The organism is Pseudomonas sp. GW823-FHT01D03 (genome assembly GCF_058798255.1).
This window is the reverse complement of sequence record NZ_JBXAKK010000001.1, coordinates 4,948,053-4,971,890: the sequence shown is the minus strand read 5'-3', so window position 1 is coordinate 4,971,890 and position 23,838 is coordinate 4,948,053. Positions and strand designations below refer to the sequence as shown.

25 protein-coding genes and 1 tRNA gene are annotated in these 23,838 nt (G+C 58.1%); 19 read left to right on the top strand and 7 right to left on the bottom strand.

Going from position 1 to position 23,838, the window contains the following annotated elements:
* Nucleotides 1-96: 96 nt before the first annotated feature.
* Nucleotides 97-1,269, top strand: a complete 1,173-nt coding sequence (locus AC1RBR_RS21900) for an acetylornithine transaminase (RefSeq protein ID WP_492566581.1) — start codon at nucleotides 97-99, stop codon at nucleotides 1,267-1,269.
* Between the two features lie 123 nt (nucleotides 1,270-1,392).
* On the opposite strand, the gene AC1RBR_RS21895 is transcribed toward AC1RBR_RS21900, so the two are convergent.
* The 3 genes from AC1RBR_RS21895 to AC1RBR_RS21885 form a co-directional block, all read right to left on the bottom strand.
* The gene (locus tag AC1RBR_RS21895) at nucleotides 1,393-3,312 is read right to left on the bottom strand and encodes an alkaline phosphatase D family protein (RefSeq protein WP_492566579.1); all 1,920 of its coding nucleotides are present in this window, start codon (nucleotides 3,310-3,312) and stop codon (nucleotides 1,393-1,395) included.
* 75 nt (nucleotides 3,313-3,387) lie between these two features.
* Nucleotides 3,388-4,119 (bottom strand): hypothetical protein, encoded by a 732-nt coding sequence (locus AC1RBR_RS21890; protein WP_492566578.1) that lies wholly within the window; start codon nucleotides 4,117-4,119, stop codon nucleotides 3,388-3,390.
* A 110-nt stretch (nucleotides 4,120-4,229) separates the two neighbouring features.
* Nucleotides 4,230-4,604, bottom strand: a complete 375-nt coding sequence (locus AC1RBR_RS21885; RefSeq protein ID WP_049827877.1) for a hypothetical protein — start codon at nucleotides 4,602-4,604, stop codon at nucleotides 4,230-4,232.
* 119 nt (nucleotides 4,605-4,723) lie between these two features.
* Here AC1RBR_RS21885 and AC1RBR_RS21880 point away from each other — a divergent pair, with 119 nt between their 5' ends.
* Both AC1RBR_RS21880 and AC1RBR_RS21875 read left to right on the top strand, forming a co-directional pair.
* Nucleotides 4,724-5,473: a hypothetical protein gene (locus AC1RBR_RS21880; protein WP_492566576.1), complete on the top strand. Its 750-nt coding sequence runs from the start codon at nucleotides 4,724-4,726 to the stop codon at nucleotides 5,471-5,473.
* Between the two features lie 45 nt (nucleotides 5,474-5,518).
* Nucleotides 5,519-5,887: a PH domain-containing protein gene (locus AC1RBR_RS21875; RefSeq protein ID WP_034156100.1), complete on the top strand. Its 369-nt coding sequence runs from the start codon at nucleotides 5,519-5,521 to the stop codon at nucleotides 5,885-5,887.
* Between the two features lie 12 nt (nucleotides 5,888-5,899).
* On the opposite strand, the gene AC1RBR_RS21870 is transcribed toward AC1RBR_RS21875, so the two are convergent.
* Complete coding sequence (locus tag AC1RBR_RS21870) at nucleotides 5,900-6,229, bottom strand: hypothetical protein (protein ID WP_492566574.1); 330 nt, start codon at nucleotides 6,227-6,229, stop codon at nucleotides 5,900-5,902.
* A 255-nt stretch (nucleotides 6,230-6,484) separates the two neighbouring features.
* On the opposite strand from AC1RBR_RS21870, the gene AC1RBR_RS21865 reads away from it, so the two are divergent.
* Nucleotides 6,485-6,745 (top strand): DUF6429 family protein, encoded by a 261-nt coding sequence (locus tag AC1RBR_RS21865; protein ID WP_492566572.1) that lies wholly within the window; start codon nucleotides 6,485-6,487, stop codon nucleotides 6,743-6,745.
* A gap of 717 nt (nucleotides 6,746-7,462) precedes the next feature.
* On the opposite strand, the gene AC1RBR_RS21860 is transcribed toward AC1RBR_RS21865, so the two are convergent.
* Nucleotides 7,463-8,785, bottom strand: coding sequence for a hypothetical protein (locus AC1RBR_RS21860; RefSeq protein WP_492566570.1), 1,323 nt, complete (start codon nucleotides 8,783-8,785; stop codon nucleotides 7,463-7,465).
* A 384-nt stretch (nucleotides 8,786-9,169) separates the two neighbouring features.
* A tRNA-Leu gene (locus tag AC1RBR_RS21855) sits at nucleotides 9,170-9,254 on the bottom strand.
* Nucleotides 9,255-9,362: 108 nt separating this feature from the next.
* Between AC1RBR_RS21855 and queA the strand changes: the two genes are divergently transcribed.
* The 6 genes from queA to AC1RBR_RS21825 all read left to right on the top strand — a co-directional run bounded on the left by queA (nucleotide 9,363) and on the right by AC1RBR_RS21825 (nucleotide 15,466).
* The gene (queA, locus tag AC1RBR_RS21850; RefSeq protein ID WP_095136886.1) at nucleotides 9,363-10,427 is read left to right on the top strand and encodes a tRNA preQ1(34) S-adenosylmethionine ribosyltransferase-isomerase QueA; all 1,065 of its coding nucleotides are present in this window, start codon (nucleotides 9,363-9,365) and stop codon (nucleotides 10,425-10,427) included.
* A gap of 14 nt (nucleotides 10,428-10,441) precedes the next feature.
* Nucleotides 10,442-11,557, top strand: coding sequence for a tRNA guanosine(34) transglycosylase Tgt (gene tgt / locus AC1RBR_RS21845; protein WP_161794909.1), 1,116 nt, complete (start codon nucleotides 10,442-10,444; stop codon nucleotides 11,555-11,557).
* Nucleotides 11,558-11,600: 43 nt separating this feature from the next.
* Entirely contained in the window at nucleotides 11,601-11,939 is a 339-nt protein-coding gene (gene yajC / locus AC1RBR_RS21840; protein ID WP_016773317.1) for a preprotein translocase subunit YajC, read from the top strand.
* Between the two features lie 64 nt (nucleotides 11,940-12,003).
* Entirely contained in the window at nucleotides 12,004-13,872 is a 1,869-nt protein-coding gene (secD, locus tag AC1RBR_RS21835) for a protein translocase subunit SecD (protein ID WP_095136887.1), read from the top strand.
* Between the two features lie 9 nt (nucleotides 13,873-13,881).
* Nucleotides 13,882-14,796 carry a protein translocase subunit SecF gene (gene secF / locus AC1RBR_RS21830; RefSeq protein ID WP_115984397.1) on the top strand — a complete coding sequence of 305 codons (915 nt, stop codon included), beginning with the start codon at nucleotides 13,882-13,884 and terminating at the stop codon, nucleotides 14,794-14,796.
* Nucleotides 14,797-14,917: 121 nt separating this feature from the next.
* Nucleotides 14,918-15,466 carry a glycine zipper 2TM domain-containing protein gene (locus AC1RBR_RS21825; RefSeq protein ID WP_027612139.1) on the top strand — a complete coding sequence of 183 codons (549 nt, stop codon included), beginning with the start codon at nucleotides 14,918-14,920 and terminating at the stop codon, nucleotides 15,464-15,466.
* A gap of 245 nt (nucleotides 15,467-15,711) precedes the next feature.
* Here the strand turns inward: AC1RBR_RS21825 and suhB are convergent, their stop codons facing one another.
* Nucleotides 15,712-16,530 (bottom strand): type III secretion system regulator SuhB, encoded by an 819-nt coding sequence (suhB, locus tag AC1RBR_RS21820; protein ID WP_007964419.1) that lies wholly within the window; start codon nucleotides 16,528-16,530, stop codon nucleotides 15,712-15,714.
* Between the two features lie 145 nt (nucleotides 16,531-16,675).
* Here suhB and trmJ point away from each other — a divergent pair, with 145 nt between their 5' ends.
* The 9 genes from trmJ (at nucleotide 16,676) to fdx (ending at nucleotide 23,830) form a co-directional block, all read left to right on the top strand.
* Complete coding sequence (gene trmJ / locus AC1RBR_RS21815) at nucleotides 16,676-17,446, top strand: tRNA (cytosine(32)/uridine(32)-2'-O)-methyltransferase TrmJ (protein WP_041071810.1); 771 nt, start codon at nucleotides 16,676-16,678, stop codon at nucleotides 17,444-17,446.
* Nucleotides 17,447-17,449: 3 nt separating this feature from the next.
* Nucleotides 17,450-18,226 (top strand): serine O-acetyltransferase, encoded by a 777-nt coding sequence (gene cysE / locus AC1RBR_RS21810; RefSeq protein WP_003227913.1) that lies wholly within the window; start codon nucleotides 17,450-17,452, stop codon nucleotides 18,224-18,226.
* 240 nt (nucleotides 18,227-18,466) lie between these two features.
* Nucleotides 18,467-18,958: a Fe-S cluster assembly transcriptional regulator IscR gene (gene iscR, locus AC1RBR_RS21805; RefSeq protein ID WP_003227911.1), complete on the top strand. Its 492-nt coding sequence runs from the start codon at nucleotides 18,467-18,469 to the stop codon at nucleotides 18,956-18,958.
* A 47-nt stretch (nucleotides 18,959-19,005) separates the two neighbouring features.
* Nucleotides 19,006-20,220 carry an IscS subfamily cysteine desulfurase gene (locus tag AC1RBR_RS21800; protein ID WP_041071812.1) on the top strand — a complete coding sequence of 405 codons (1,215 nt, stop codon included), beginning with the start codon at nucleotides 19,006-19,008 and terminating at the stop codon, nucleotides 20,218-20,220.
* A gap of 83 nt (nucleotides 20,221-20,303) precedes the next feature.
* Nucleotides 20,304-20,690: a Fe-S cluster assembly scaffold IscU gene (gene iscU, locus AC1RBR_RS21795; protein ID WP_003227907.1), complete on the top strand. Its 387-nt coding sequence runs from the start codon at nucleotides 20,304-20,306 to the stop codon at nucleotides 20,688-20,690.
* A gap of 28 nt (nucleotides 20,691-20,718) precedes the next feature.
* Complete coding sequence (gene iscA, locus AC1RBR_RS21790; RefSeq protein ID WP_003227904.1) at nucleotides 20,719-21,042, top strand: iron-sulfur cluster assembly protein IscA; 324 nt, start codon at nucleotides 20,719-20,721, stop codon at nucleotides 21,040-21,042.
* Between the two features lie 8 nt (nucleotides 21,043-21,050).
* Complete coding sequence (gene hscB, locus AC1RBR_RS21785) at nucleotides 21,051-21,572, top strand: co-chaperone HscB (protein WP_008084660.1); 522 nt, start codon at nucleotides 21,051-21,053, stop codon at nucleotides 21,570-21,572.
* Nucleotides 21,573-21,623: 51 nt separating this feature from the next.
* Nucleotides 21,624-23,489 carry a Fe-S protein assembly chaperone HscA gene (gene hscA, locus AC1RBR_RS21780; protein WP_492566565.1) on the top strand — a complete coding sequence of 622 codons (1,866 nt, stop codon included), beginning with the start codon at nucleotides 21,624-21,626 and terminating at the stop codon, nucleotides 23,487-23,489.
* On the top strand, nucleotides 23,489-23,830 hold the full coding sequence (gene fdx, locus AC1RBR_RS21775) for an ISC system 2Fe-2S type ferredoxin (RefSeq protein ID WP_007964424.1): 342 nt from the start codon (nucleotides 23,489-23,491) through the stop codon (nucleotides 23,828-23,830). The genes hscA and fdx overlap by 1 nt, the downstream gene beginning before the upstream one ends.
* Nucleotides 23,831-23,838: the final 8 nt, after the last annotated feature.

The window sequence follows — 23,838 nt, the reverse complement described above, 5'->3', positions numbered from 1 at the left end:
GCTCTGCTTTTAAATGATTGAAGTTTTGCCGAGTTTATCCAGTTCTGGTGGCTAACCATACTGCAAACACACCGACCTTCACTGGAGTTTGAAGTCATGACCGCCGCCCTGATGAACACCTACCAATCGCTGGCTCTGAGTTTCACCAGAGGCCTGGGCACTCGCCTGTGGGATCAGGCCGGTCGTGAGTATCTGGATGCCGTCGCAGGCGTCGCGGTGACCAATGTCGGGCACTCGCACCCACGGATCGTCGCGGCCATCAGCGAGCAGGCTGCAATGCTGCTGCACACCTCCAACCTGTACAGCATCGACTGGCAGCAGCAACTGGCCAAACGGCTGACGGAGCTGTCGGGCATGGATCGCGCGTTCTTCAATAACTCGGGTGCTGAGGCTAACGAAACCGCACTGAAACTGGCGCGCTTGTACGGCTGGCGCAAAGGCATCGAACAGCCGCTGGTGGTGGTCATGGCCAACGCATTTCATGGCCGCACCTTGGGCACCTTGTCGGCCAGTGATGGGCCGGCGGTGCGTCTGGGCTTCAATGATCTGCCGGGAGATTTCGTCAAAGTGCCTTTCGGTGATCTGGCGGCGCTGGATCAGCTGCAGCAAAAATATGGCGAGCGGATCGTGGCGATTCTGCTCGAGCCGATCCAGGGCGAAAGCGGTGTGCAACTGGCGCCGCCCGGCTACCTCAAAGCCCTGCGCGACCTGTGCAATCGGCACGCCTGGCTGTTGATGCTCGACGAAATCCAGACCGGCATCGGCCGCACCGGCCAGTGGTTCGCGTTCCAGCATGAAGGCATCGTGCCGGACGTCATGACCCTGGCCAAAGGCCTCGGCAACGGCGTACCGATCGGCGCCTGTCTGGCACGGGGTAGGGCGGCTGATCTGTTCACCCCCGGCAGCCATGGCAGCACCTTCGGCGGCAATCCGCTGGCCTGCCGGGTCGGTTGCACGGTGCTGGAAATCATCGAAGAGCAAGGCTTGCTGGAAAATGTCCGGGTGCAGGGTGAGCGCCTACTCACCCGCCTGCGCGCCGAACTGGCAGACAATCCCAATGTGTTGGCGATTCGTGGGCAGGGTTTGATGATCGGCATCGAGTTGAAACAGCCGATTCGCGATCTGACGCTGATTGCTGCGCGCGATCATGGGCTGCTGATCAATGTGACGCGTGGCAAGACGATACGGCTGCTGCCGCCGCTGACGATTGATGAGCGGGAGGTGGAGATGATTGTCAGAGGTGTGGGGCGCGCCGTGACCGCGCACTGACGCGCAACCGAACCCCCTGTAGGAGTGAGCCTGCTCGCGATAGCGGTGTATCAGGCGATATACATTTTGAATGGCCTACCGCAATCGCGAGCAGGCTCACTCCTACATTGGAAAAGGTGCATGTTAATCGGGATAATCCCCCAACTCCGGCGCCAGCATCCGCGTCTTCACCGCCCCGTTCGAATTGTGCTGAATGATCTCGCTCGGCTGTCCCTGCTCATTGAAAAACACCTGGCCGATCCCCGCCGAATTCCACAGTCGCTCACCCGCTTCGGCATGTTCCGGGGTGTACGGCACGATGCGCATGCGCCGGCGTTTGGTGAACCAGTTCAACGGCGAGCGCGGCGAATAGAGCCAGCGGTTGAGGCGGTCGAACCATTCCAGCAGGGTTTTCGGGAACTCGTTCTTGATCCCGCTGCTGGTGATCTGCCAGATCCGTGGCCCGGCCTTGCGGTGTCGGATAAGCACTTCGTAGACGAAGGAATAATGCACATCGCCGGAAAGCACCACGTAGTTTCCGGGTGTGCGGGTGTGTCGGAAAATGTTCAGGATCACCTGCGCGGCACCACGATGTGCCATCCAGTTTTCCGCGTCGACCAGCAGCGGATAGCCGCACCAGCTGAAAACCTTCTGCACGGTTTCGATCAGCTTCACGCCGAAGATCGGTGCGGGGGAAACGATGATTGCTGACGGATGATCGAGCAGTTCCTGCTGCAGCTCGCTCAGGGCTTCCCAATCCAGCAGCCCGGAAGGTTGCTTGAGTGCCATTTCGCTGCGCCAGCGCCGGGTGCGGGTGTCGAGCACCACCAGCGCGGGACTGCTCGGCAGCACGAAATGCCAATGTTGAAAGCGCAGCAGGTCATCGATCAGCGCGTCCTGCACCGGGCTGTCGAGATAACGATCGTCACCACTGGCGCTCAGACGTCGTGTGTTCTCCAGCACATCCTTGAACGCATCCGGATTGTTGCCCCAGCCCTGACACAACATATAGGCGATGAGCGCGTTGCCGATGATGCGTTTGGAGAACGGATGGCCGTAGGCGGTTTCCTCCCATTGCGCGGAAAGATTCCAGTCATCGGTGATGTCGTGGTCATCAAAAATCATCAGGCTCGGCAAATGCGCCAGCGCGCGGGCGACCTTGTCCAATCCAGCCTTGAACGCGTCGATGCGGGTCTGCTCCAAGGTATAGCGCTTCAAGCGTTCAGGCGTCAGCGATGGAGCAGCAGGATTGATCAACCCCCAGGCAACCGGTGACCACACCAGCAAATACATCGCCATGACTTCGGCAAACGTCACCAGATGATTGTCAGCACTGCTGCTGGTGAAAATCGGCTTACGCGCACCGCCGAAAAATCGCTCGCGCAATGTCTCGTTGCTCTCCAGCGCCGGTAACAGATCCGCACGGTGGTAGTAACTGGCCGGGTGTTCGTAGAGTTTGGCGCTGTCGCTGACCACGGCCCCTTCGAGGTGTTCGTCGAACAGGCCGAGACGTTCGATCAAGGCATGAATCGCCCGCAGCATCGGGCCGGCCACATCGTCAGCGTAAACCTGATCGCCGCTCATCATCAGCAGGGCCGGGCGTTGCTGCGGATCGATTTCGCCTGACAGCAGTTGGTCAACGCACAGCAGACCGTCAGCCGCCGGATGATGGGGCTTGCGGCAGGAGCCATGCAGCAACTGATCAATCCGTGAGCGCACGACAAGGTTTGGACTGCGGGCATCGCCGTACAGCAGGTGCGGCGCCCATTCGGCGATGGGCGTCTGGCCGTCGATCAGCAGGTCATAGTCGATGCGCGTGTCGCAGGGCAGGGGGCTGTCGAGCGCAACGTCGATCAAATGGACGAACGCATGACGGCCTACAGCAATGACCGCGCATTTCCCGGCATCGAGAGGAATGTCTCCTACACCGTGCAGGCGCAAGGTAAGCGACAGTGAACGTGTACCGACGAGCCACAGCACCACTCGCGTCGGTTCCAGCCGTCGCAGCAGCGGGCCGGCCAACACGGGAGGCAGCGGGTTCAGATCAGCAGGTATTGAGGACATTCGGGGGCAAAGAGCTCAAGGCGCACAAGCCGGCGATGATAGCGCAGCCGACGCCTTGAAACCCTTAAACGAGGCTTAAGAGTCAGCCTTCTGCAGCTTCAGCGCGAGCAGTCGCCATTCGGCGGACGCGGCTTGCTCCTGCACCGAGCAGTCGAAGCGATAAGTGACGTCATCACCGTTCATGTTGCGCGCGGTGATCTTGTTGCTGAGGGTGTAGACCTGATCCTTGAAGCGCTGGGTGACGATGGCAGAGCTGTCGGCGAAACGCGCCGACGCCGGGAAGCGCAAAGCCCCGGTCACGTAAGGGCTGCACATGACATACGCGAGCATCGATTTATCACTGTCGGCATTCTGCCCAAGCTTGTCGCGCAGCGCGGTGAACGCTTTGCGGCCCTGCGCGTCGCTCTGATCCAGAACGGCTTTTTCCGACATCGACTTCGGTGCCCGGCTGGCGTAGTTCGGCAGCAGTGCGGAGTCGCGGGGCGAAGGCTGATTGTCTGGCTCGATAGCGGCGAACCCGGGAGCGTTTTCCAGTGGCACGGCCGTCGTATCCGACTCGGCTTCCGGCAGCAGACTGGTGGTCACTTCGTTCTGGGTAATCACGTCTTCGGTTGGCGCCCGCTTGGGCTTATGCGCCGACGGGAATAACGACAGGAAGATCGACAGCACCACCATGCCGACGATAAAGCCGCCCGCCGCGCCAACAATGTTGCCGTAAAACAGATTCCAGCTGCCGCGGTTTTTCACCACCCAGCGCCACATCAAACCCCAGGCGGCGATAAATGCCAGAAAACTCAGAAACTCCATTCGATCCTTTCCTTAACCCTTCAATAGCCTGCAAAACAGCACCCACTGGCGGTGAGTGCTGAAGATGGACGGCAAGATATCAAAATAGAGGTCTGACGCCACGAAGACATTCACATGCCGAGATTGGGCGGATTGATCTGAACAAAAAACATGATCGCCGTTATGCCGGCCACAACGCCGCAAAGGCCGGCCAGTAGCTGACGCGCGACAGGGTGTTCGACCTGCGAGCGACGTGCCACCAGCATCCATACGCCGGTCAGCGCCGCGGCAGTCGCCAGCATTTCCAGAAGCGATCCCATGACCCCCGGGACCGGTGGCCGGCTAGAACCGAACAGACCGACACAAAGCTGCGAAACCACCAGGCCGACAATCATGCCGCTGGCCGCACCCAACACATTGGCGAGTAGCAGGTTCCACGCACCACGCTGCCTGACGACCCAGACCCACATGCCTATCCAGGCGATAAAGAAAAACACAACATCCATCGTATCTATCCTTCGAAACCAGTCGCGGTACAAACGCTCGGCACCTTGCCGACAGTGGACGGCAAGATAGCAAAATAGTAGCGTCGCGCCACTTTCTTGATTCCTGTAATGGACTACTCATGTCAAAAGTCGCTTCTGCTCTGCGCACGCTTTGTGCAATCACCTGCGCCGCTGTCATTACCCCGGCATTCGCCGAGTGGAAGGAGCCCCCGGAAAGCAGCTGGGAGTATTACCTCGCCAACTGCCAGCGAATGCAGGAGAAAATCGCCGACGTCCAGAGCGGTCGCGTACCCAGCGCCTATGAGGTGATCGGCGACCTCGACAACAGCCTGCGGAGCATGAACCAGCGCCGCTCGAACCTGACGCCCCAATACCTCGGTTCCCGCGAATTCGCGCAATGCGAAAACGTCGCCGCCCAGGCCGAGGCAACCATTGCGCAAGGCAATGCCGAGTTCGCCGCCAAAATGAACCAGGCCGCCGAACAAGGCCGCATCGCCCACCAGAACTCCCCCGAATACAAACGCGCCCGTTCACTCGGCTACAGCGACGTTGGCGAGATCTCCTTCCTGAAACTGCACGAAGACATGGACGGCGAAGCCCGCCTGAAAACCATGCTCATCACCGTCGACGAAATCTGCGGCCAACACTTCCGCGCTACGCAGTATGTGAAGCCGTACGTGATCTACACCGTTCGCCCGTCGGATGGCGGCTGTGGCGAGGAAAAACGCGTGGCGATCGTCGGTGGCCGGTCGGTGGAGAAGGGCGACTACATTGATGAGCGGGGCGAGTTTCAGTATGTGGGCTGGAAGAAGATTGTGGGTGCGGATGGGTTTCCAACCGATATCCGCGTGCTGAAAGCCCGTCGTTGAACCAAAAAAATACCGGGATGTTTTCTTGAAGATGAGGATGGACAGATGATCGACTTCAACAACAAAGGCTTCTTCAAACTCAAGCAGAACGATGAGTACGCCGAGCGCGTAAGCGCGCTGTTGCTGGACGGTGAGGAAGTGATCGACTCCTACAAGGCGATGCGTGATGGCGTGGTGTTTACCAACAAACGCATCATCGCGGTCAACGTTCAGGGCATTACCGGCAGCAAGAAGGATTTCACCTCCTTGCCATACAAGAACATCGTCGCCTACTCCGTGGAAACCTCGGGCACCTTCGATCTGGATTCGGAGCTGGAGATTTACTTCTCGTCACTCGGGAAAGTGAAGTTCGAGTTCACCGGGAAGACGTCGATGGTGGAGATTTCCAAGTACATCTCGAAGCATCTGCTGTAACGGCAAAGCCCATTACAAGATGTCTTTCAAGTAACCCTTGAGCGCGAGGAGCGGCTGATCCAGCTGCTCTAGCGAACGCGCTTCGCTGAACTCAGCGGACAACTTGTGCAACTCACGTCCCAGCGGTTTCTCGACGCCGCCCAAGGCATTCATCGCCAAGCCCAGGCATTCATTCATCTTGAACTGAATGGTCTCGACATCCCCGCGTCGCACCAGCAGTTCGAATACGTCTTTCTGATAATCACCCATGACCATGTCGTCTCGCAGGATCGGGCTCAGGCCATCTTCCTCGTAAGCGAGCTTGAGGGAGAAAAGGGCGACTGTTTCCAGTGACGTTTCCATGGGGGGCCTTAGCGACGTCCGTCAATGTGGGTGTTAATGCGTAGATGCAACCACCGATGCGGTGGACTACTTTCAGAGGGGCGTGATTATACGGAGCGAGATCAACAAGTGCAGCCCAAAGGCGAGGCCGGGCACGCGGAAGCCGATCAATAACCTTCACGGGATTGAGCGGTATTTCCCTCGCAGGTCGGCGAGTATTATGGTGAGCCTTCACACACTCGGCGTTAACTGTTGGATACGAATGGAGTGACGACCATGGAATACGACGACAAACTGATGGAAGACGCCGTGCTTGCCCTGTTGGCAGCATTCAGTTCCGATAAAGGAAATGCCTGGAAAGGGTTCGACTTCGAGATCATGAACCGATTGCACGGACAGGGTTTCATTAGTAATCCGGTGAACAGGAACAAGTCGGTCTGGTTGACGGAGGAGGGGCTGGAGCGGGGGCGGGCGATAGCAGCGCGGTTGTTTGGGGGAAATGCTCAGATTGAGTCTGCAACCGACTCCGATACCTGAGTCCGTGCCATGCCACGTGCTACCTGCGCGGTGGTGAGCGTTCTGCATTGCGCGTCCACTTTCCGACAGACGAAAAAAAGGCCTTGCTAAGCAAGACCTTTCTTGATTTTGGTGCCCGAGGGAAAGTGGAATCTTCCATGTAATCCGTGGCCTACAGCCAGATTCACGGTTCGGGGACACGTAGGGATACAGCATGCTTGGCCCTATGATTGCACAGCCCCAGATATAGGCATAAATCCCCTTTCGGTGGTCGAAAATCTAGCTGGTGTGGCAAGGATTGCAGCAATAGTAACAACCATTAATCCGTAGGGTCGGGTTTGCCACTCGAGCGGCGCTTACAGCACCAGTGCACGATAGGTGATTTCCCAGTGATGCCTGATTGGCAGGCAGCGGCATGAACTGACAGCCAGTCGTCGTGTTGTGCACTTCGTAGTCGCCATTTGCTTGAACGTTTCTATTCACGATAAATGATGCCATTTGCTAGTCCTCGCTTCCGTGTGTCGGATCGGTAATGACTGAAGAGTTCTAACCATGTGTGCCGCACTCGCGGAAATCGCGATGGCTAGCAATGATGGAGGTTAGCTGCAGAATTGCAGAAAGCAATCAGTCGGCAGAAAGCCACCGGGCGTCAATAAGGGGCTGACCACGTTTTCAAAATGTGGTCTGTCCCTGAAACCGTTCAGTCAGGCATCAATGGCAGCTCGAAAGTAAGAGCTTTTAAGGTGATTTGGGCGTTTCATCAGTTGTTGAAATTGGAAATGTAGAAGGTGCTTTTAGTATCGCCTTTTGAGCAAGCTCTTTTAAATCATTCAGGGGCTTACTTCCAAAATGCTTTGTATACCGTTGGTGCTTCGGCCATTCGGAAATATAGCGACTTCCACCGTGAACAAGCTCATTTCTTAAATCAAAAAGCCATGATGCTTTTTCTTTGAGTTTTTCATCCAGTCCGAGATTGCCTACCCCAGCTATGATGGACGCCTCTACAGAACCGCGCTGTCCAAATAAAGCGTCAAGTGCGATAAAATAGTTGATATATGATTCTATATCCTCAGAGTTCATGGCTCGATTGAAGAAATTTGCGGATTTTTTTATACGTTGTTTATATTCAGCAGGGCATTGATTAAGCGACTCGTACCACTCTGCTACTTTTTTGGTTAGGTTGTCAGTAATTATAATGTCTGATGCGTAAAAAGGAGAGAGTGCGCCGCAATCACTAAGAGTTAATAAGTTGTCAGGTGTAGTTTCATGAGGGAATTGTATGCAGTTGGTGAAAGGCTGAGCTATTGATTTGTTGTAGCCGTATTTGGAAGCCTCTGAGGCATGAGCAAAAAGTACAGTAATAAACATTCTGAATTTTAAACTGCTTGCAAATTTAGCTCCTTTTTGTGTTCCGTAATCTTCGCCAATCAAAACATAATTAAAGTCATAGCCGCCATTGAATGAAAAGTTGCTATTGGCTGTGAACGGTGAGCTTGGTGTCCAGCTATCAAAAATATATCCTCGTGCGGAGAAATTATTCCACGCCACCTCATCGCTACTTGAAATTAGATGCAATCCCTCTTCAGAAAGGGAAAGAGATGGTCCTTTAAATCTGGGCAAGGGGTAAATCGTGCATCTTTTTCCTATCACGCTTCTAAGATTTTGTTTGATTTCTTCCAGAATTGTCTTGGTAAATTCGGTAACTGATACAGCACCCCTACATTCAAAAAGGTTTGGCTTTCTACCAAAAGCTACGTCGTCACCATTGAAAAGCGGTGAATCTAAACAAACTTTCTGTAATGTTGAAGTGACAATGTTATTAACGGACTCGGTATCACAGTCTCTGAACTCCTGTTCGGTTTCGATGATAAGAGCTGTTACCGTATCAATGGCATTGAAGGTATCTGGGCTGTACCACCAAGTGAGTCCAATTCCACCTGAGAAAGTAAACGGCTTTCCTCTCCCTGCAAAAAACTGCGCTGCCGGTATTTTGTCCTCAGCGCCGGGTCTCAAGAGAATTGAGCGCATCAGTCTTGCTACGTGAGCCTGTACTCGATCCATCGGGAATCTCCACAATCCAATATGACCCGTTAGCTAGCCATCTCATTTATGAACAGGTACGGTCACAGGTGGAAGCAAGGCTCCGCTTCTGTCGGTCAACGCCACACCGTGTATTGATCAAACTAGGTGTATTCGGGGGTCAAAACGAATGCAAACGGCGTGTCAGGTCGAATGTGCGCAGATAATCGAATGGATTGCAATTTCGGGTGATTTTGGGGTGAAGCAAGGCACTACCAAAATGGCAATCCGTTGCGTGTCTAAGCGGGGGTATATCGGTGGGAAAACGCTGGAAACGGGGGGAGGAGCATAGAATTTTTGGATAGAAAAAGGGGTAGAAATTTCTTTCTACCCCTTATCTAAGTCCTTGATTTACAAGGATTTGTATGGTGCCCCGAGGGAGACTCGAACTCCCACTCCTTTCGAAAACGGATTTTGAATCCGCCGCGTCTACCAATTCCGCCATCAGGGCTCAATGGCGGCGAAGTATAGAGAGGTGATTACCGTTGGTCAATCACGTTTCATGGTCAATTTTTGATAATTCCGCTAGACTTTCCGGCCCTGCTAGACGAACCCCATCATGCGCGTTGCTGACTTTACCTTCGAGCTTCCTGATTCGCTGATCGCTCGCCACCCTTTGGCCGAGCGTCGCGGTAGTCGCCTGCTGACCCTTGATGGGCCGAGCGGCGCCCTTGCACACCGTCAATTCACTGATTTGCTTGAGCATTTGCGCCCGGGCGATTTGATGGTATTCAACAATACCCGGGTGATTCCGGCGCGGCTGTTCGGGCAGAAAGCTTCGGGCGGCAAGCTGGAAATCCTCATCGAACGCGTGCTCGATACGCATCGCGTGCTGGCCCATGTGCGTTCCAGCAAGTCGCCGAAGCCGGGGTCGAAGATCCTTATCGACGGCGGTGGCGAAGCCGAGATGCTTGCGCGTCATGATGCGTTGTTCGAGCTGGGCTTTGCTGAAGAAGTGCTGCCGCTGCTCGATCGTGTCGGGCACATGCCGTTGCCTCCTTATATAGACCGTCCGGACGAAGGTTCGGATCGCGAGCGCTATCAGACCGTGTACGCCCAGCGTCTTGGTGCGGTGGCGGCGCCGACGGCGGGATTGCATTTCGATCAGCCGCTGATGGAGGCGATTGCCGCCAAGGGCGTCGAGACCGCGTTCGTCACGCTGCACGTCGGTGCGGGGACGTTCCAGCCGGTGCGCGTCGACAAGATCGAAGATCACCACATGCACAGCGAGTGGCTGGAAGTCGGCCAGGATGTGGTCGACGCCGTTGCCGCGTGCCGTGAGCGTGGCGGGCGGGTGATTGCCGTGGGCACCACCAGCGTGCGTTCGCTGGAAAGTGCCGCGCGCGATGGCGTGCTCAAGCCGTTCAGTGGCGACACCGACATCTTTATCTACCCGGGCCGGCCGTTCCATGTGGTCGACGCCTTGGTCACCAACTTCCATTTGCCGGAATCCACGCTGTTGATGCTGGTTTCGGCATTCGCCGGTTATCCCGAAACCATGGCCGCCTATAAAGCCGCCGTCGACAACGGCTACCGCTTTTTCAGCTACGGTGATGCGATGTTCATCACCCGTAATCCCGCCCCGACTGCCCCTGAACACACAGGCCCAGAGGAAACAGAATGAGTCGCGAATGTCGCATGTCCTTTGAACTGCTTGCCACCGATGGCAAGGCTCGTCGTGGTCGGCTGACCTTCCCGCGTGGCACCGTCGAGACCCCGGCGTTCATGCCGGTGGGCACCTACGGCACGGTCAAGGGCATGTTGCCGCGTGACATCGTCGCCACTGGCGCGGAAATCATTCTGGGCAACACCTTCCACCTGTGGCTGCGCCCGGGCACCGAGGTGATCAAGGAGCACGGCGACCTGCACGATTTCATGCAGTGGAAAGGCCCGATCCTCACCGACTCCGGCGGCTTCCAGGTGTTCAGCCTCGGCGCGATGCGCAAGATCAAGGAGGAGGGCGTGACCTTCGCCTCCCCGGTCGACGGCTCGAAAGTGTTCATGGGCCCGGAAGAGTCGATGCAGGTGCAGCGCGATCTCGGTTCCGACATCGTTATGATCTTCGACGAATGCACGCCGTACCCGGCTGATGAGGACGTCGCCCGCGTATCGATGGAGCTGTCGCTGCGTTGGGCCCAGCGCTCGAAAAACGCGCATGGCGACAACACCGCGGCGCTGTTCGGTATCGTTCAGGGCGGCATGCACCAGGATCTGCGCATGCGCTCGCTCGAAGGTCTGGACAAGATCGGCTTCGATGGCCTGGCCATCGGCGGTCTGTCGGTGGGCGAGCCGAAGCACGAGATGATCAAGGTGCTGGATTATCTGCCGGGCATGATGCCGGCTGACAAACCTCGTTACCTTATGGGCGTTGGCAAACCGGAAGATCTGGTTGAGGGTGTGCGCCGCGGTGTGGACATGTTCGATTGCGTGATGCCAACCCGTAATGCCCGCAATGGGCATCTGTTCATTGATACAGGCGTGCTGAAGATCCGTAACGCGTTCCATCGCCATGATGATTCGCCGCTGGATCCGACCTGCGATTGCTATACCTGCCAGAACTTCTCTCGCGCTTATCTGCATCACCTGGACAAGTGCGGCGAAATGCTCGGCAGCATGCTCAATACCATCCATAACTTGCGCCATTATCAGGTGCTGATGGCTGGTTTGCGCGAGGCTATTCAACAGGGTACATTGGCCGCCTTTGTCGATGCCTTCTACGCCAAACGCGGGCTCCCCGTTCCGCCTTTGGACTGAGTTTTCTGACCCCAAGATTCAACATTTGCAACTGGAGTGCTAAATGAGCTTTTTTATCTCTAACGCCATGGCTGACGCAGCTGCACCGGCTGCTGCAAGCCCAATGGGCGGCGGCTTCGAGTGGATTTTCCTGGTCGGCTTCCTGGTCATCTTCTACCTGATGATCTGGCGTCCACAGGCCAAGCGCGCCAAAGAGCAGAAGAACCTGCTGAGCAGCCTGCAGAAGGGCGACGAAGTGGTCACCACCGGCGGCATCGCCGGCAAGATCACCAAAGTGGCCGATGACTTCGTGGTTCTGGAAGTTTCCGACACCGTGGAAATGAAATTCCAGAAGGGCGCCATCGCCGCCACGCTGCCAAAAGGCACGCTGAAAGCGATCTAAGGTTCCAACTTCTACTCAATCGACGGGGCGCGCAAGGCGCCCCGCGTTCATAACGGGCGGCGTGATGCTGAACAAATATCCTCTGTGGAAATACATTCTGATCCTGGCGGTGCTGGCGATCGGTCTGATTTATTCCGCTCCCAATCTATACCCTGATGACCCGGCCATTCAGATCAGCGGCGCCAGCACGGCACTGCAGGTCAATCAGGCCGATCTGGATCGCGTCAGCACCGCGCTGCGTGAGTCCGGGATCAACGTCAAGGCAGCCTCGCTGGCGGCCAACGGCAAGGGCGGCCTGATCCGTCTGAGCAAGGCTGAAGACCAGCTGCCGGCCAAGGACGTTGTGCGCAAGGCATTGGGTGATGACTACGTCGTTGCATTGAACCTGGCACAAACCACCCCGCAATGGCTGCGCAGCCTCGGCGCGCACCCGATGAAGCTGGGTCTGGACTTGTCCGGTGGTGTGCACTTCCTGTTGGAAGTGGACATGGACAAAGCCCTCGACGCCCGCCTGAAAGTCTACGAAGGCGACGTCAAGAGCCTGCTGCGCAAAGAGAAGCTGCGCTATCGCAGCCTGCCACAACTCAATGGCGCCATTCAGTTGGGCTTCAGCGATGCTGACTCCCGTGAACAGGCCCGTGCGTTGATCCGCAAGAACTTCAACGATTTCGACATTGTTCCGGCCGACCTCAACGGTCAACCGGTGCTGCGTCTGGCGATGACCCCGGCCAAGCTGGCGGAAATCCGTGAATACTCCATCAAGCAGAACTTGACCACGGTACGTAACCGCGTCAACGAGCTGGGTGTTGCCGAACCGATCGTTCAGCGTCAGGGCGCCAACCGCATCGTGGTTGAGCTGCCGGGCGTGCAGGACACTGCCGAAGCCAAGCGTATTCTCGGCAAGACCGCCAACCTCGAGTTCCGTCTGGCTGCAGAGCCGGGTGCTTCGAAAGCCACTTCCGAATCGTTCGAATTCCGCGAAGGCAACCGTCCTCCGGCACAGATCGAACGTGGCCTGATCATCACCGGTGACCAGGTCACCGATGCCAAGGCCGGTTTCGGCGAGCACGGCACACCTGAAGTGAACATCCGTCTGGATGGTCACGGTGGCGAGCTGATGAGCCGCGCGACCCGTTCGAACGTCGGTCGCAGCATGGCGGTGATCTTCATCGAACAGCGTCCGGTGACCACTTACACCAAGCAGGTTGTCGACGGCGTCGAGAAAGACGTGCCGGTGCAGACCTTCAAGGAAGAGAAGAAGATCATCAGTCTGGCGACCATTCAGTCGCCGCTGGGTGCGCAGTTCCGCATCACTGGCCTGAACGGTCAGGGCGAATCGTCCGAACTGGCGCTGCTGCTGCGTGCCGGTGGTCTGGCCGCTCCGATGTACTTCGCGGAAGAGCGCACAATCGGTCCGAGCCTGGGTGCTGACAACATCACCAAAGGTATCGATGCATCGCTGTGGGGCATGCTGTTCGTCTCGCTGTTCATCATCGCCATCTACCGCTTCTTCGGTGTGATCGCCACGGTCGCACTGGCGGTGAACATGGTGCTGCTGCTGGCGCTGATGTCGCTGCTGGGTGCAACGCTGACCCTGCCGGGTATCGCCGGTATCGTCTTGACCATGGGTATGGCGGTCGACGCCAACGTGCTGATCTTCTCGCGGATCCGTGAAGAGATCGCTGCCGGCATGACCGTGCAGCGTGCAATCAACGAAGGCTTCGGCCGGGCATTCACCGCGATTCTCGACGCCAACCTGACCACTCTGCTGGTCGGCGGCATCCTCTTCGCCATGGGTACCGGCCCGGTGAAGGGCTTCGCAGTGACCATGTCCCTCGGGATCTTTACCTCGATGTTCACGGCCATCATGGTGACCCGCGCAATGGTCAACCTGATCTTCGGCGGACGTGACTTCAAGAAGTTGTGGATTTAAGGGGCTGCCATGTTACGTACAATCAACTTCATGGGCGTTCGCAACTTCGCGTTCGGCGTCACTGTGTTTCTCACCGTTCTGGCCTTGTTCAGCGTTTTCCACAAGGGCATGAACTGGGGTCTGGACTTCACCGGCGGTACGCTCATCGAGCTGACCTACGAGCGTCCGGCTGACGTCACCAAGGTGCGCGAGCAGTTGGCGACTTCCGGTTACCACGAAGCCATCGTGCAGAACTTCGGTGCGACCACCGACCTGCTGGTGCGCATGCCGGGTGAAGACCCGCAGCTGGGCCATCAGGTAGCAGACGCGCTGCAGAAAGTCGGCGGCGACAACCCGGCGACGGTCAAGCGTGTCGAGTTCGTCGGCCCGCAGGTAGGTGAGGAACTGCGCGATCAGGGCGGCCTCGGCATGCTCCTGGCGCTCGGCGGCATCCTGATCTACCTGGCTTTCCGCTTTCAGTGGAAATTCGCGGTCGGCGCCATCGTTTCGCTGATTCACGACGTGATCGTGACTATCGGTATCCTGTCGTTCTTCCAGATCACCTTCGACCTGACGGTGCTGGCGGCGGTACTGGCGATCATCGGTTACTCGCTGAACGACACCATCGTCGTGTTCGACCGGGTTCGTGAGAACTTCCGTGTGCTGCGCAAGGCTTCGCTGATCGAGAACATCAACATCTCGACCACCCAGACCCTGCTGCGGACCATGGCGACGTCGATCTCTACCTTGCTGGCGATCGCTGCGCTATTGTTCTTCGGTGGCGACAACCTGTTCGGCTTCTCCATTGCCCTGTTCATCGGTGTGCTGGCGGGTACCTACTCGTCGATCTACATCGCGAACGTGGTGCTGATCTGGCTGAACCTGAGCACCGAGGATCTGATTCCTCCGGCCAACACCGAGAAGGAAGTCGACGACCGTCCATAACGGCCATCGCTTCACCGGTTGTCAGCCCGGAAAAGGCGCGAGTTGAACTCGCGCCTTTTTTTATGCTCCAAGGCTGGGAGAAGCGCGGGCGCGTCCCGCATGTGATGGTCAGGAGGTTCATGTGAACAAGTCGTTGCTGGTTGGTGCGGTATTGGGTGCTGTCGGTGTGACTGCCGGGGGTGCTGTTGCCACCTACAGCCTGGTTAAAAGCGGCCCTGAGTATGCGCAAGTGCTGGCCGTAGAACCGGTCAAAACACAGATCAAGACTCCACGTGAAGTGTGCAAGGATGTTGCTGTAACCCGCCAGGCACCGGTCAAGGATCAACACCAGATCCTCGGTACCGCGATTGGTGCGGTAGCGGGTGGCTTGCTGGGTAACCAGATTGGCGGCGGTACCGGCAAGAAGATTGCAACGGTCGCTGGCGCGGTCGGTGGCGGTTATGCCGGTAACAAGGTGCAGGAAGGCATGCAGAACCGCGACACCTACACCACCACCCAGACTCGCTGTAACACCGTGAATGACATCAGTGACAAGGTCGTAGGTTACGACGTGCGTTATTCGCTGGATGGCAAGGAAGGCAAAGTGCGGATGGATCGCGATCCGGGCAATCAGATTCCGGTCGACAAGGAAGGCAAGTTGATTCTGTCGCAGAATCAGCCGGCTCAATAACGGTCTGATCGATTAATGAAAAAGCACCCTGCGGGGTGCTTTTTTGTGCCTGCGATTCAAGCCTCACCACAGAGACCCTGTGGGAGCGGGCTTGCTCGCGAAGGCGGCGCGTCAGCCAACATTAATTCTGGATGGTAGACCGCATTCGCGAGCAAGCCCGCTCCCACAGTGGATTCGAGTGGAAGCTGAAATCGCAGACATAAAAAAAGCACCCCGAAGGGTGCTTTTTGCGTTTCGCCGGAAGCTTAGCGCTTCAGCGAAGCCGGCAGGTGCGGCTGGATCGCCGTCAGCACTGCCTTGAAGCATTTGGTGTTGCCGGCAACGATGTGGCCTTTTTCAAGGAAATCGTGACCGCCGGTGAAGTCGCTCACCAGGCCGCCGGCTTCTTGGATCAGCAGGGCGCCTGCAGCCATGTCCCACTCGGACAGGCCCGATTCCCAGAACGCGTCGAAACGACCGGCAGCCACGTAGGCCAGGTCCAGGCTGGCGGAACCGGCGCGGCGGATGCCGGCAGTCTGGCCAACCAGGGCGCGGAACATGCCCAGGTAGTTGTCGAGGTTGTCCATCTGGTCGTCACGGAACGGGAAGCCGGTACCCAGCAGGGCGCCTTCGAGGCTGGTGCGACCGCTGACGCGCAGACGACGACCGTTCAGTTGAGCGCCGCGACCACGGCTGGCGGTGAATTCTTCCTGGCGAACCGGATCCAGAACCACAGCGTGTTCCAGGCGACCGCGGTATTTGCAGGCAATGCTGACAGCAAAGTGAGGAATGCCACGCAGGAAGTTGGTGGTGCCGTCCAGTGGATCGATGATCCACAGGTACTCTTCGCCTTCGATGCCGTTACCGACGTGCATGCCGGTCTCTTCACCCTGGATCGAGTGATTCGGGTAAGCCTTGCGCAGAGCATCGATGATTTTCTGTTCGGCGGCGCGATCGACCTCGGATACATAATCCTTGGCGTCTTTTTCGTCGACCTTGATGGTATCCAGGCGCTCGATGGAGCGGAAGATCAGTTCACTGGCGCTGCGGGCGGCGCGCAGCGCGATATTCAGCATGGGCTGCATGGATGTGTCACCTAAGGTTGTTAAAGAAAGCCGCGCATTCTATCAGAACTTTTCTTCAGGTGAAGGTCGCTGTTCGCTTTCATAGCTTAACGGTAGGCTGTTCTGTAAGATTTGCACCCCTTTCCTGTGTCCGAGAGCGCCTCCCTTGCTGCAGAACATTCGTGTCGTCCTGGTCAATACCAGCCACCCCGGCAACATCGGCGGGGCCGCGCGCGCCATGAAAAACATGGGTCTGTCGCGGCTGGTGCTGGTCGAACCGCGCCTGTTTCCGCATCACGAAGCCGATGCCCGTGCTTCCGGTGCCGGTGACATTCTTGAAAACGCGCAGGTCGTCGCCACTCTGGAAGACGCCCTGGTCGGCTGCAATCTGGTGCTCGGCACCAGTGCCCGTGACCGCCGCATTCCCTGGCCATTGCTGGATCCACGCGAATGCGGGAGCAAAGTGGTCGAGGAGGCCGGGCAGGGTGCAGAGATCGCGCTGGTGTTCGGTCGTGAGGATTCCGGCCTGACCAACGAGGAACTGCAGCGATGTCACTTTCACGTACACATCCCCTCCGATCCTGAGTTCAGCTCGTTGAACCTCGGGGCGGCGGTGCAGGTGTTGAGCTACGAAGTGCGCATGGCGTGGCTGGCTGCTCAAGGGCAGCCGACCAAGATCGAAAAAGAAGAAGTGGCCTCGGTGAAAAGCGCCGAGCTCGCGACCATGGATGAGCTGGAGCGCTTTTATGAGCATCTGGAGCAGACGCTGGTCGCCATCGAATTTCTTGATCCGGAAAAGCCGCGGCACTTGATGGCGCGCCTGCGCCGGTTGTACGGACGCAGCTCGGTCAGCCGGGCGGAAATGAATATTTTGCGTGGCATCCTCACGGAAACCCAAAAAGCGGCCCGTGGTGAGCTTCTTAAGCGGAAGGACTGAATGATGTTTGAGCGTTTGCGTGAAGATATCCAGAGCGTATTCCATCGAGACCCGGCGGCGCGTAACGCTTTTGAAGTCCTGACCTGCTACCCCGGCATGCATGCGATCTGGATTCATCGGTTGGCCGGGATGCTGTGGCGCAACGAGCTGAAATGGCTGGCGCGGCTGGTATCGAATTTCGGTCGCTGGCTGACCGGGATCGAGATTCATCCGGGTGCCAAGGTCGGTCGGCGCTTCTTCATCGATCACGGCATGGGCATCGTCATTGGTGAGACCGCCGAGATCGGTGATGACGTGACCATTTACCAGGGAGTGACCCTTGGTGGTACCAGTTGGAATAAAGGCAAGCGCCACCCGACGCTGGGTGACGGCGTTGTCGTGGGTGCCGGCGCCAAAGTACTGGGGCCGTTCACGGTGGGGGCTGGCGCGAAAGTCGGTTCCAATGCAGTTGTCACCAAAGAAGTGCCGCCGGGCGCTACAGTGGTGGGGATTCCGGGGCGGATCATCGTCAAAACCGATGAAGAGCAGGACGCCAAGCGCAAGGCGATGGCCGAGAAGATCGGTTTCGATGCCTACGGGGTCAGCGAAGACATGCCTGACCCGGTGGCTCGCGCCATCGGTCAGTTGCTCGATCACCTGCAAGCGGTGGACGGACGGCTGGAGGGGATGTGCGGCGCGCTGAAGGATCTGGGCAGTAATTACTGTGCGAAAGATCTGCCTGAGCTGCGTGAAGAAGACTTTGCCTGCGTGAAGGGCAAGGATCAGAGCCAGGCCAGCTAAACCGCGGCGCTGCTTTTCGCGAGCAAGCCCGCTCCCACATTGGAATGCATCTCCCCTGTGGGAGCGGGCTTGCTCGCGAAGAACGATAACGCGGTACCGCTGGCTGTACGCCGCCAGCCTTTGCTATGATGCGCGCGCTCTTTTGCGGGTAAACCCGACTAAAGCACTAGGTCTTATAGTTGACTTAAATGCTCGGGAATTGCATACTCCCGCCCATTCCGAACTCCGTGGTAATTGTCCATGCGACTGACTACAAAAGGCCGATACGCCGTGACCGCCATGCTTGACCTGGCGTTGCACGCGCAGCACGGGCCGGTGTCCCTGGCCGATATCTCCGAGCGCCAAGGCATCTCCCTGTCCTATCTCGAACAGCTTTTCGCCAAGCTGCGCCGCAGTAACCTGGTTTCCAGCGTTCGCGGTCCAGGCGGTGGTTACCAGCTGTCGCGCGACATGCAGGGCATCCAGGTGGCTCAGGTGATCGATGCGGTCAACGAATCGGTCGATGCTACAAAGTGCCAGGGCCAGGGTGATTGCCATTCCGGCGACACTTGCCTGACTCACCACTTGTGGTGCGACCTGAGCCTGCAGATTCACGAATTTCTAAGTGGTATCAGCTTGGCTGATCTTGTGACTCGCCGTGAGGTGCAAGAAGTAGCCCAGCGTCAGGACCAGCGCCGTTGCAACAGCAAGGCGCCACGCCTGGACAAGATTGAAGCGTCCGCCGTCGAATGACAGCCGAAGAGCTAGCGGAACGCCAGCCCTGATTTAGGAGATAGTCCATGAAATTGCCGATTTACCTTGATTACTCTGCGACCACCCCGGTCGATCCGCGCGTTGCGCAAAAGATGAGTGAATGCCTGCTGGTCGACGGAAACTTCGGTAACCCGGCGTCCCGATCCCACGTATTCGGCTGGAAAGCTGAAGAGTCCGTCGAAAACGCTCGTCGTCAGGTGGCCGACCTGGTCAACGCCGACCCGCGTGAAATCGTCTGGACCTCGGGCGCTACCGAGTCCGACAACCTGGCTATCAAGGGTGCGGCACATTTCTATGCCTCCAAGGGCAAGCACCTGATCACCAGCAAGATCGAACACAAGGCTGTCCTCGACACCATGCGCCAACTGGAGCGTGAAGGTTTCGAAGTGACCTACCTCGAGCCGACTGAAGACGGTCTGATCACCCCGGCGATGATCGAGGCAGCACTGCGCGAAGACACCATCCTGGTGTCGGTGATGCACGTGAATAACGAAATCGGCACCATCAACGACATCGCTGCCATTGGCGAACTGCTTCGTTCGAAGGGCGTTCTGTTCCATGTCGACGCCGCTCAGTCCACCGGCAAGGTCGAGATCGATCTGCAGAAGCTGAAAGTCGACATGATGTCGTTCTCCGCCCACAAAACCTACGGCCCTAAAGGCATCGGCGCGTTGTACGTCAGCCGCAAGCCGCGTGTGCGCATCGAAGCGACCATGCACGGCGGTGGCCATGAGCGTGGCATGCGTTCCGGCACCTTGGCGACCCACCAGATCGTCGGCATGGGCGAAGCGTTCCGTGTGGCCAAGGAAGACATGGCTGCCGAAAACGTGCGCATCAAAGCCCTGAGCGACCGCTTCTACAAGCAGGTCGAGCATCTGGAAGAGCTGTACGTCAACGGCAGTCTGACCGCCCGCGTTCCGCACAACCTGAACCTGAGCTTCAACTACGTTGAAGGCGAGTCGCTGATCATGGCGCTCAAGGATCTGGCGGTATCGTCCGGTTCGGCCTGCACCTCGGCCTCCCTGGAACCTTCGTACGTTCTGCGCGCCCTCGGCCGCAACGACGAACTGGCGCACAGCTCGATCCGTTTCACCTTCGGCCGCTTCACCACCGAAGAAGAAATCGACTACGCCGCGCAGAAAGTCTGCGAGGCCGTTACCAAGCTGCGCGCTCTGTCGCCGCTGTGGGACATGTACAAAGACGGTGTCGACATTTCGAAAATCGAGTGGGCGGCACACTGATTTCAAGTCGCCGCGAACCGGCCCTGCGACCTCAGGTTGCAGGGCTTAAAGAGCGACTCTCTGATGAGTGAGGATTAAGCACCATGGCTTACAGCGAAAAGGTCATCGACCACTACGAAAACCCGCGCAACGTCGGCAAGATGAACGCGGAAGACCCGGATGTCGGCACCGGCATGGTCGGCGCTCCGGCGTGCGGCGACGTGATGCGTCTGCAGATCAAGGTCAACGATCAGGGTGTTATCGAAGACGCCAAGTTCAAGACCTACGGCTGCGGTTCGGCAATCGCTTCCAGCTCCCTGGCCACCGAGTGGATGAAGGGCAAGACCCTGGACGAAGCCGAGACCATCAAGAACACTCAGCTGGCCGAAGAACTGGCCCTGCCGCCAGTGAAAATCCACTGCTCGGTACTCGCTGAAGACGCTATCAAGGCGGCTGTTCGCGACTACAAGCAGAAGAAAGGCTTGATCTAAGCATTGCGCGACGAGTAAGGAGTCAACGATGGCTATCAGCATGACAGAAGCGGCTGCTCGACACGTGCGACGCTCCCTCGACGGGCGCGGCAAAGGTGAAGGGATTCGTCTGGGTGTTCGCACCACAGGCTGTTCCGGCCTTGCCTACGTGCTGGAGTTTGTCGACGAGGTGGTTGCCGAGGATCAGGTGTTCGAAAGTCACGGCGAAAAAGTGATCATCGACCCGAAAAGCCTGGCCTACCTGGACGGCACCGAGCTCGATTTCGTCAAGGAAGGGTTGAACGAAGGCTTCAAGTTCAACAACCCCAATGTACGCGGTGAATGTGGCTGCGGCGAAAGCTTCAACATCTGAGGCTTGTCGTGGGTATTCCTTGTCATTTCGCTTTATTCGAGCTGCAACCGAGCTTCCGTCTGGATCTCGAGCAGTTGGCCACGCGCTATCGTGAGTTGGCGCGCGGCGTTCATCCTGACCGCTTTGCCGACGCTTCCGAGCGCGAGCAGCGCTCGGCGCTCGAGCAGTCTGCGCGGCTCAACGACGCGTACCAGACGCTCAAGAGCCCGGCCCAGCGCGCACGCTACCTGCTGACCATCAGCGGGCACGAAGTGCCGATGGAAGTCACGGTCCATGATCCCGAGTTTCTCTTGCAGCAGATGCAATGGCGCGAAGAGCTCGAAGACCTTCAGGACAGTGCCGACCTCGACGGTGTCGCGGTATTCAAGCGGCGCCTGAAAGTGGCTCAGGAAGAACTCAACGAAAGCTTCGCAGCCTGTTGGGATGATGCAGCGCAGCGCGAACAGGCCGAACGCCTGATGCGGCGCATGCAGTTCCTCGACAAGCTCACCTACGAAGTGCGCCAGTTAGAAGAGCGCCTCGACGATTAACCCAGTGCCGCTCCGGTCGCACGCCTGATATACAGATAAGTCCTGATCACGATGGCCCTACTGCAGATCGCCGAACCCGGCCAAAGTCCTCAACCGCACCAGCGTCGTCTGGCTGTGGGGATCGACTTGGGCACTACCAATTCGCTGGTCGCTGCGTTGCGCAGTGGTCTTTCCGAACCACTGGCCGACGCTGATGGGCAGGTCATCCTGCCGTCCGCCGTGCGTTATCACGCCGACCGCGTCGAGGTTGGCGAGTCGGCCAAACTGGCCGCGTCCTCCGATCCCTTGAACACTGTGCTGTCGGTCAAGCGCCTGATGGGGCGTGGTCTGTCCGACGTCAAGCAATTGGGCGAGCAACTGCCATACCGCTTTATTGGCGGCGAATCGCACATGCCGTTCATCGACACCGTACAAGGCCCGAAAAGCCCGGTCGAAGTCTCCGCCGATATCCTCAAGGTGCTGCGTCAGCGTGCTGAAGCGACCTTGGGTGGCGAGCTGGTCGGTGCGGTGATCACCGTTCCGGCATACTTCGACGATGCTCAGCGCCAGGCCACCAAGGATGCGGCGAAACTCGCCGGTCTGAACGTGCTGCGTCTGCTCAATGAGCCGACCGCTGCCGCCGTGGCGTATGGTCTGGATCAACACGCCGAAGGTCTGGTCGCAATCTATGACCTGGGCGGCGGTACGTTCGATATTTCGATTCTGCGTCTGACTGGCGGTGTTTTCGAAGTGCTGGCCACCGGCGGCGACAGCGCGCTGGGTGGCGATGACTTCGATCACGCGATTGCCGGCTGGATCATTGAGAGCGCCGGCCTGTCCGCCGACCTCGACCCGGGCGCACAGCGCAATCTGCTGCAAACCGCTTGTGCGGCCAAAGAAGCCCTGACCGACTCGGCCAGCGTCGAAGTTGCCTACGGTGACTGGAAAGCGCAGCTGACCCGCGAAGCCTTCGATGCGCTGATCGAGCCAATGGTTGCGCGCAGCCTGAAAGCCTGCCGTCGCGCCGTGCGTGATTCCGGTATCGAACTGGAAGACGTGCATGCCGTGGTCATGGTCGGCGGTTCGACCCGCGTTCCACGTGTACGTGAAGCCGTTGCCGAAGCCTTCGGTCGTCAGCCATTGACGGAAATCGACCCGGATCAAGTGGTGGCCATCGGGGCCGCGATCCAGGCGGATACGCTGGCTGGCAACAAGCGTGATGGCGGTGAACTGCTGCTGCTCGATGTGATTCCACTCTCCCTGGGGCTGGAAACCATGGGCGGGCTGATGGAGAAGGTGATTCCGCGCAATACCACCATCCCGGTCGCCCGTGCGCAGGACTTCACTACTTATAAAGACGGCCAGTCGGCCATGGCGATCCACGTGTTGCAGGGTGAGCGCGAGCTGATCAGTGACTGCCGCTCTCTGGCGCGCTTCGAATTGCGCGGCATTCCGGCGATGGTGGCCGGTGCGGCGAAGATTCGCGTGACCTTCCAGGTCGATGCCGACGGTCTGCTCAGCGTTTCCGCCCGTGAACTGGGTTCGGGCGTTGAAGCGAGCATTCAGGTCAAGCCGTCCTACGGTCTGACCGACGGCGAAATCGCCAAGATGCTCAAGGACTCGTTCCAGCACGCCAATGACGACAAGGTCGCTCGCGTTCTGCGTGAGCAGCAAGTCGATGCCCGGCGCCTGATCGAAGCGGTGCAGGGCGCTCTTGAGGCCGATGGCGAGCGTTTGCTCGACGCCGAAGAGCGCATGGTCATCGAACTGCAGATGCAGGAACTGGCCGAACTGATGAAAGGCACCGATGGTTATGCCATCGAGCAGCAGACCAAGCGTCTGTCGCAAGTGACCGATGCTTTTGCTGCCCGCCGCATGGATCTGACGGTGAAAGCCGCTCTGTCGGGGCGCAATCTGAATGAAATCGAGGATATCTGATGCCGCAGGTCATTTTTCTGCCCCACGAGAAGTTCTGCCCTGAAGGCATGGTCGTCGAGGCCGAACCCGGCACTTCGATTCTCGAGCTGGCTCACGAGCATCACATCGAGATGGAAAGCGCCTGCGGCGGCGTCTGCGCCTGCACCACTTGCCACTGCATCATCCGCGAGGGTTTCGACTCGCTGGAAGAGGCGGACGAGCTGGAGGAGGACTTCCTCGATCGCGCCTGGGGCCTGGAAGCGCAATCGCGCCTGGCCTGTCAGGCTATCGTTGGTGAAGAAGACATCACCGTCGAGATCCCGAAATATTCGCTTAACCATGCGGCCGAAGCGCCGCACTGACTGGTAAG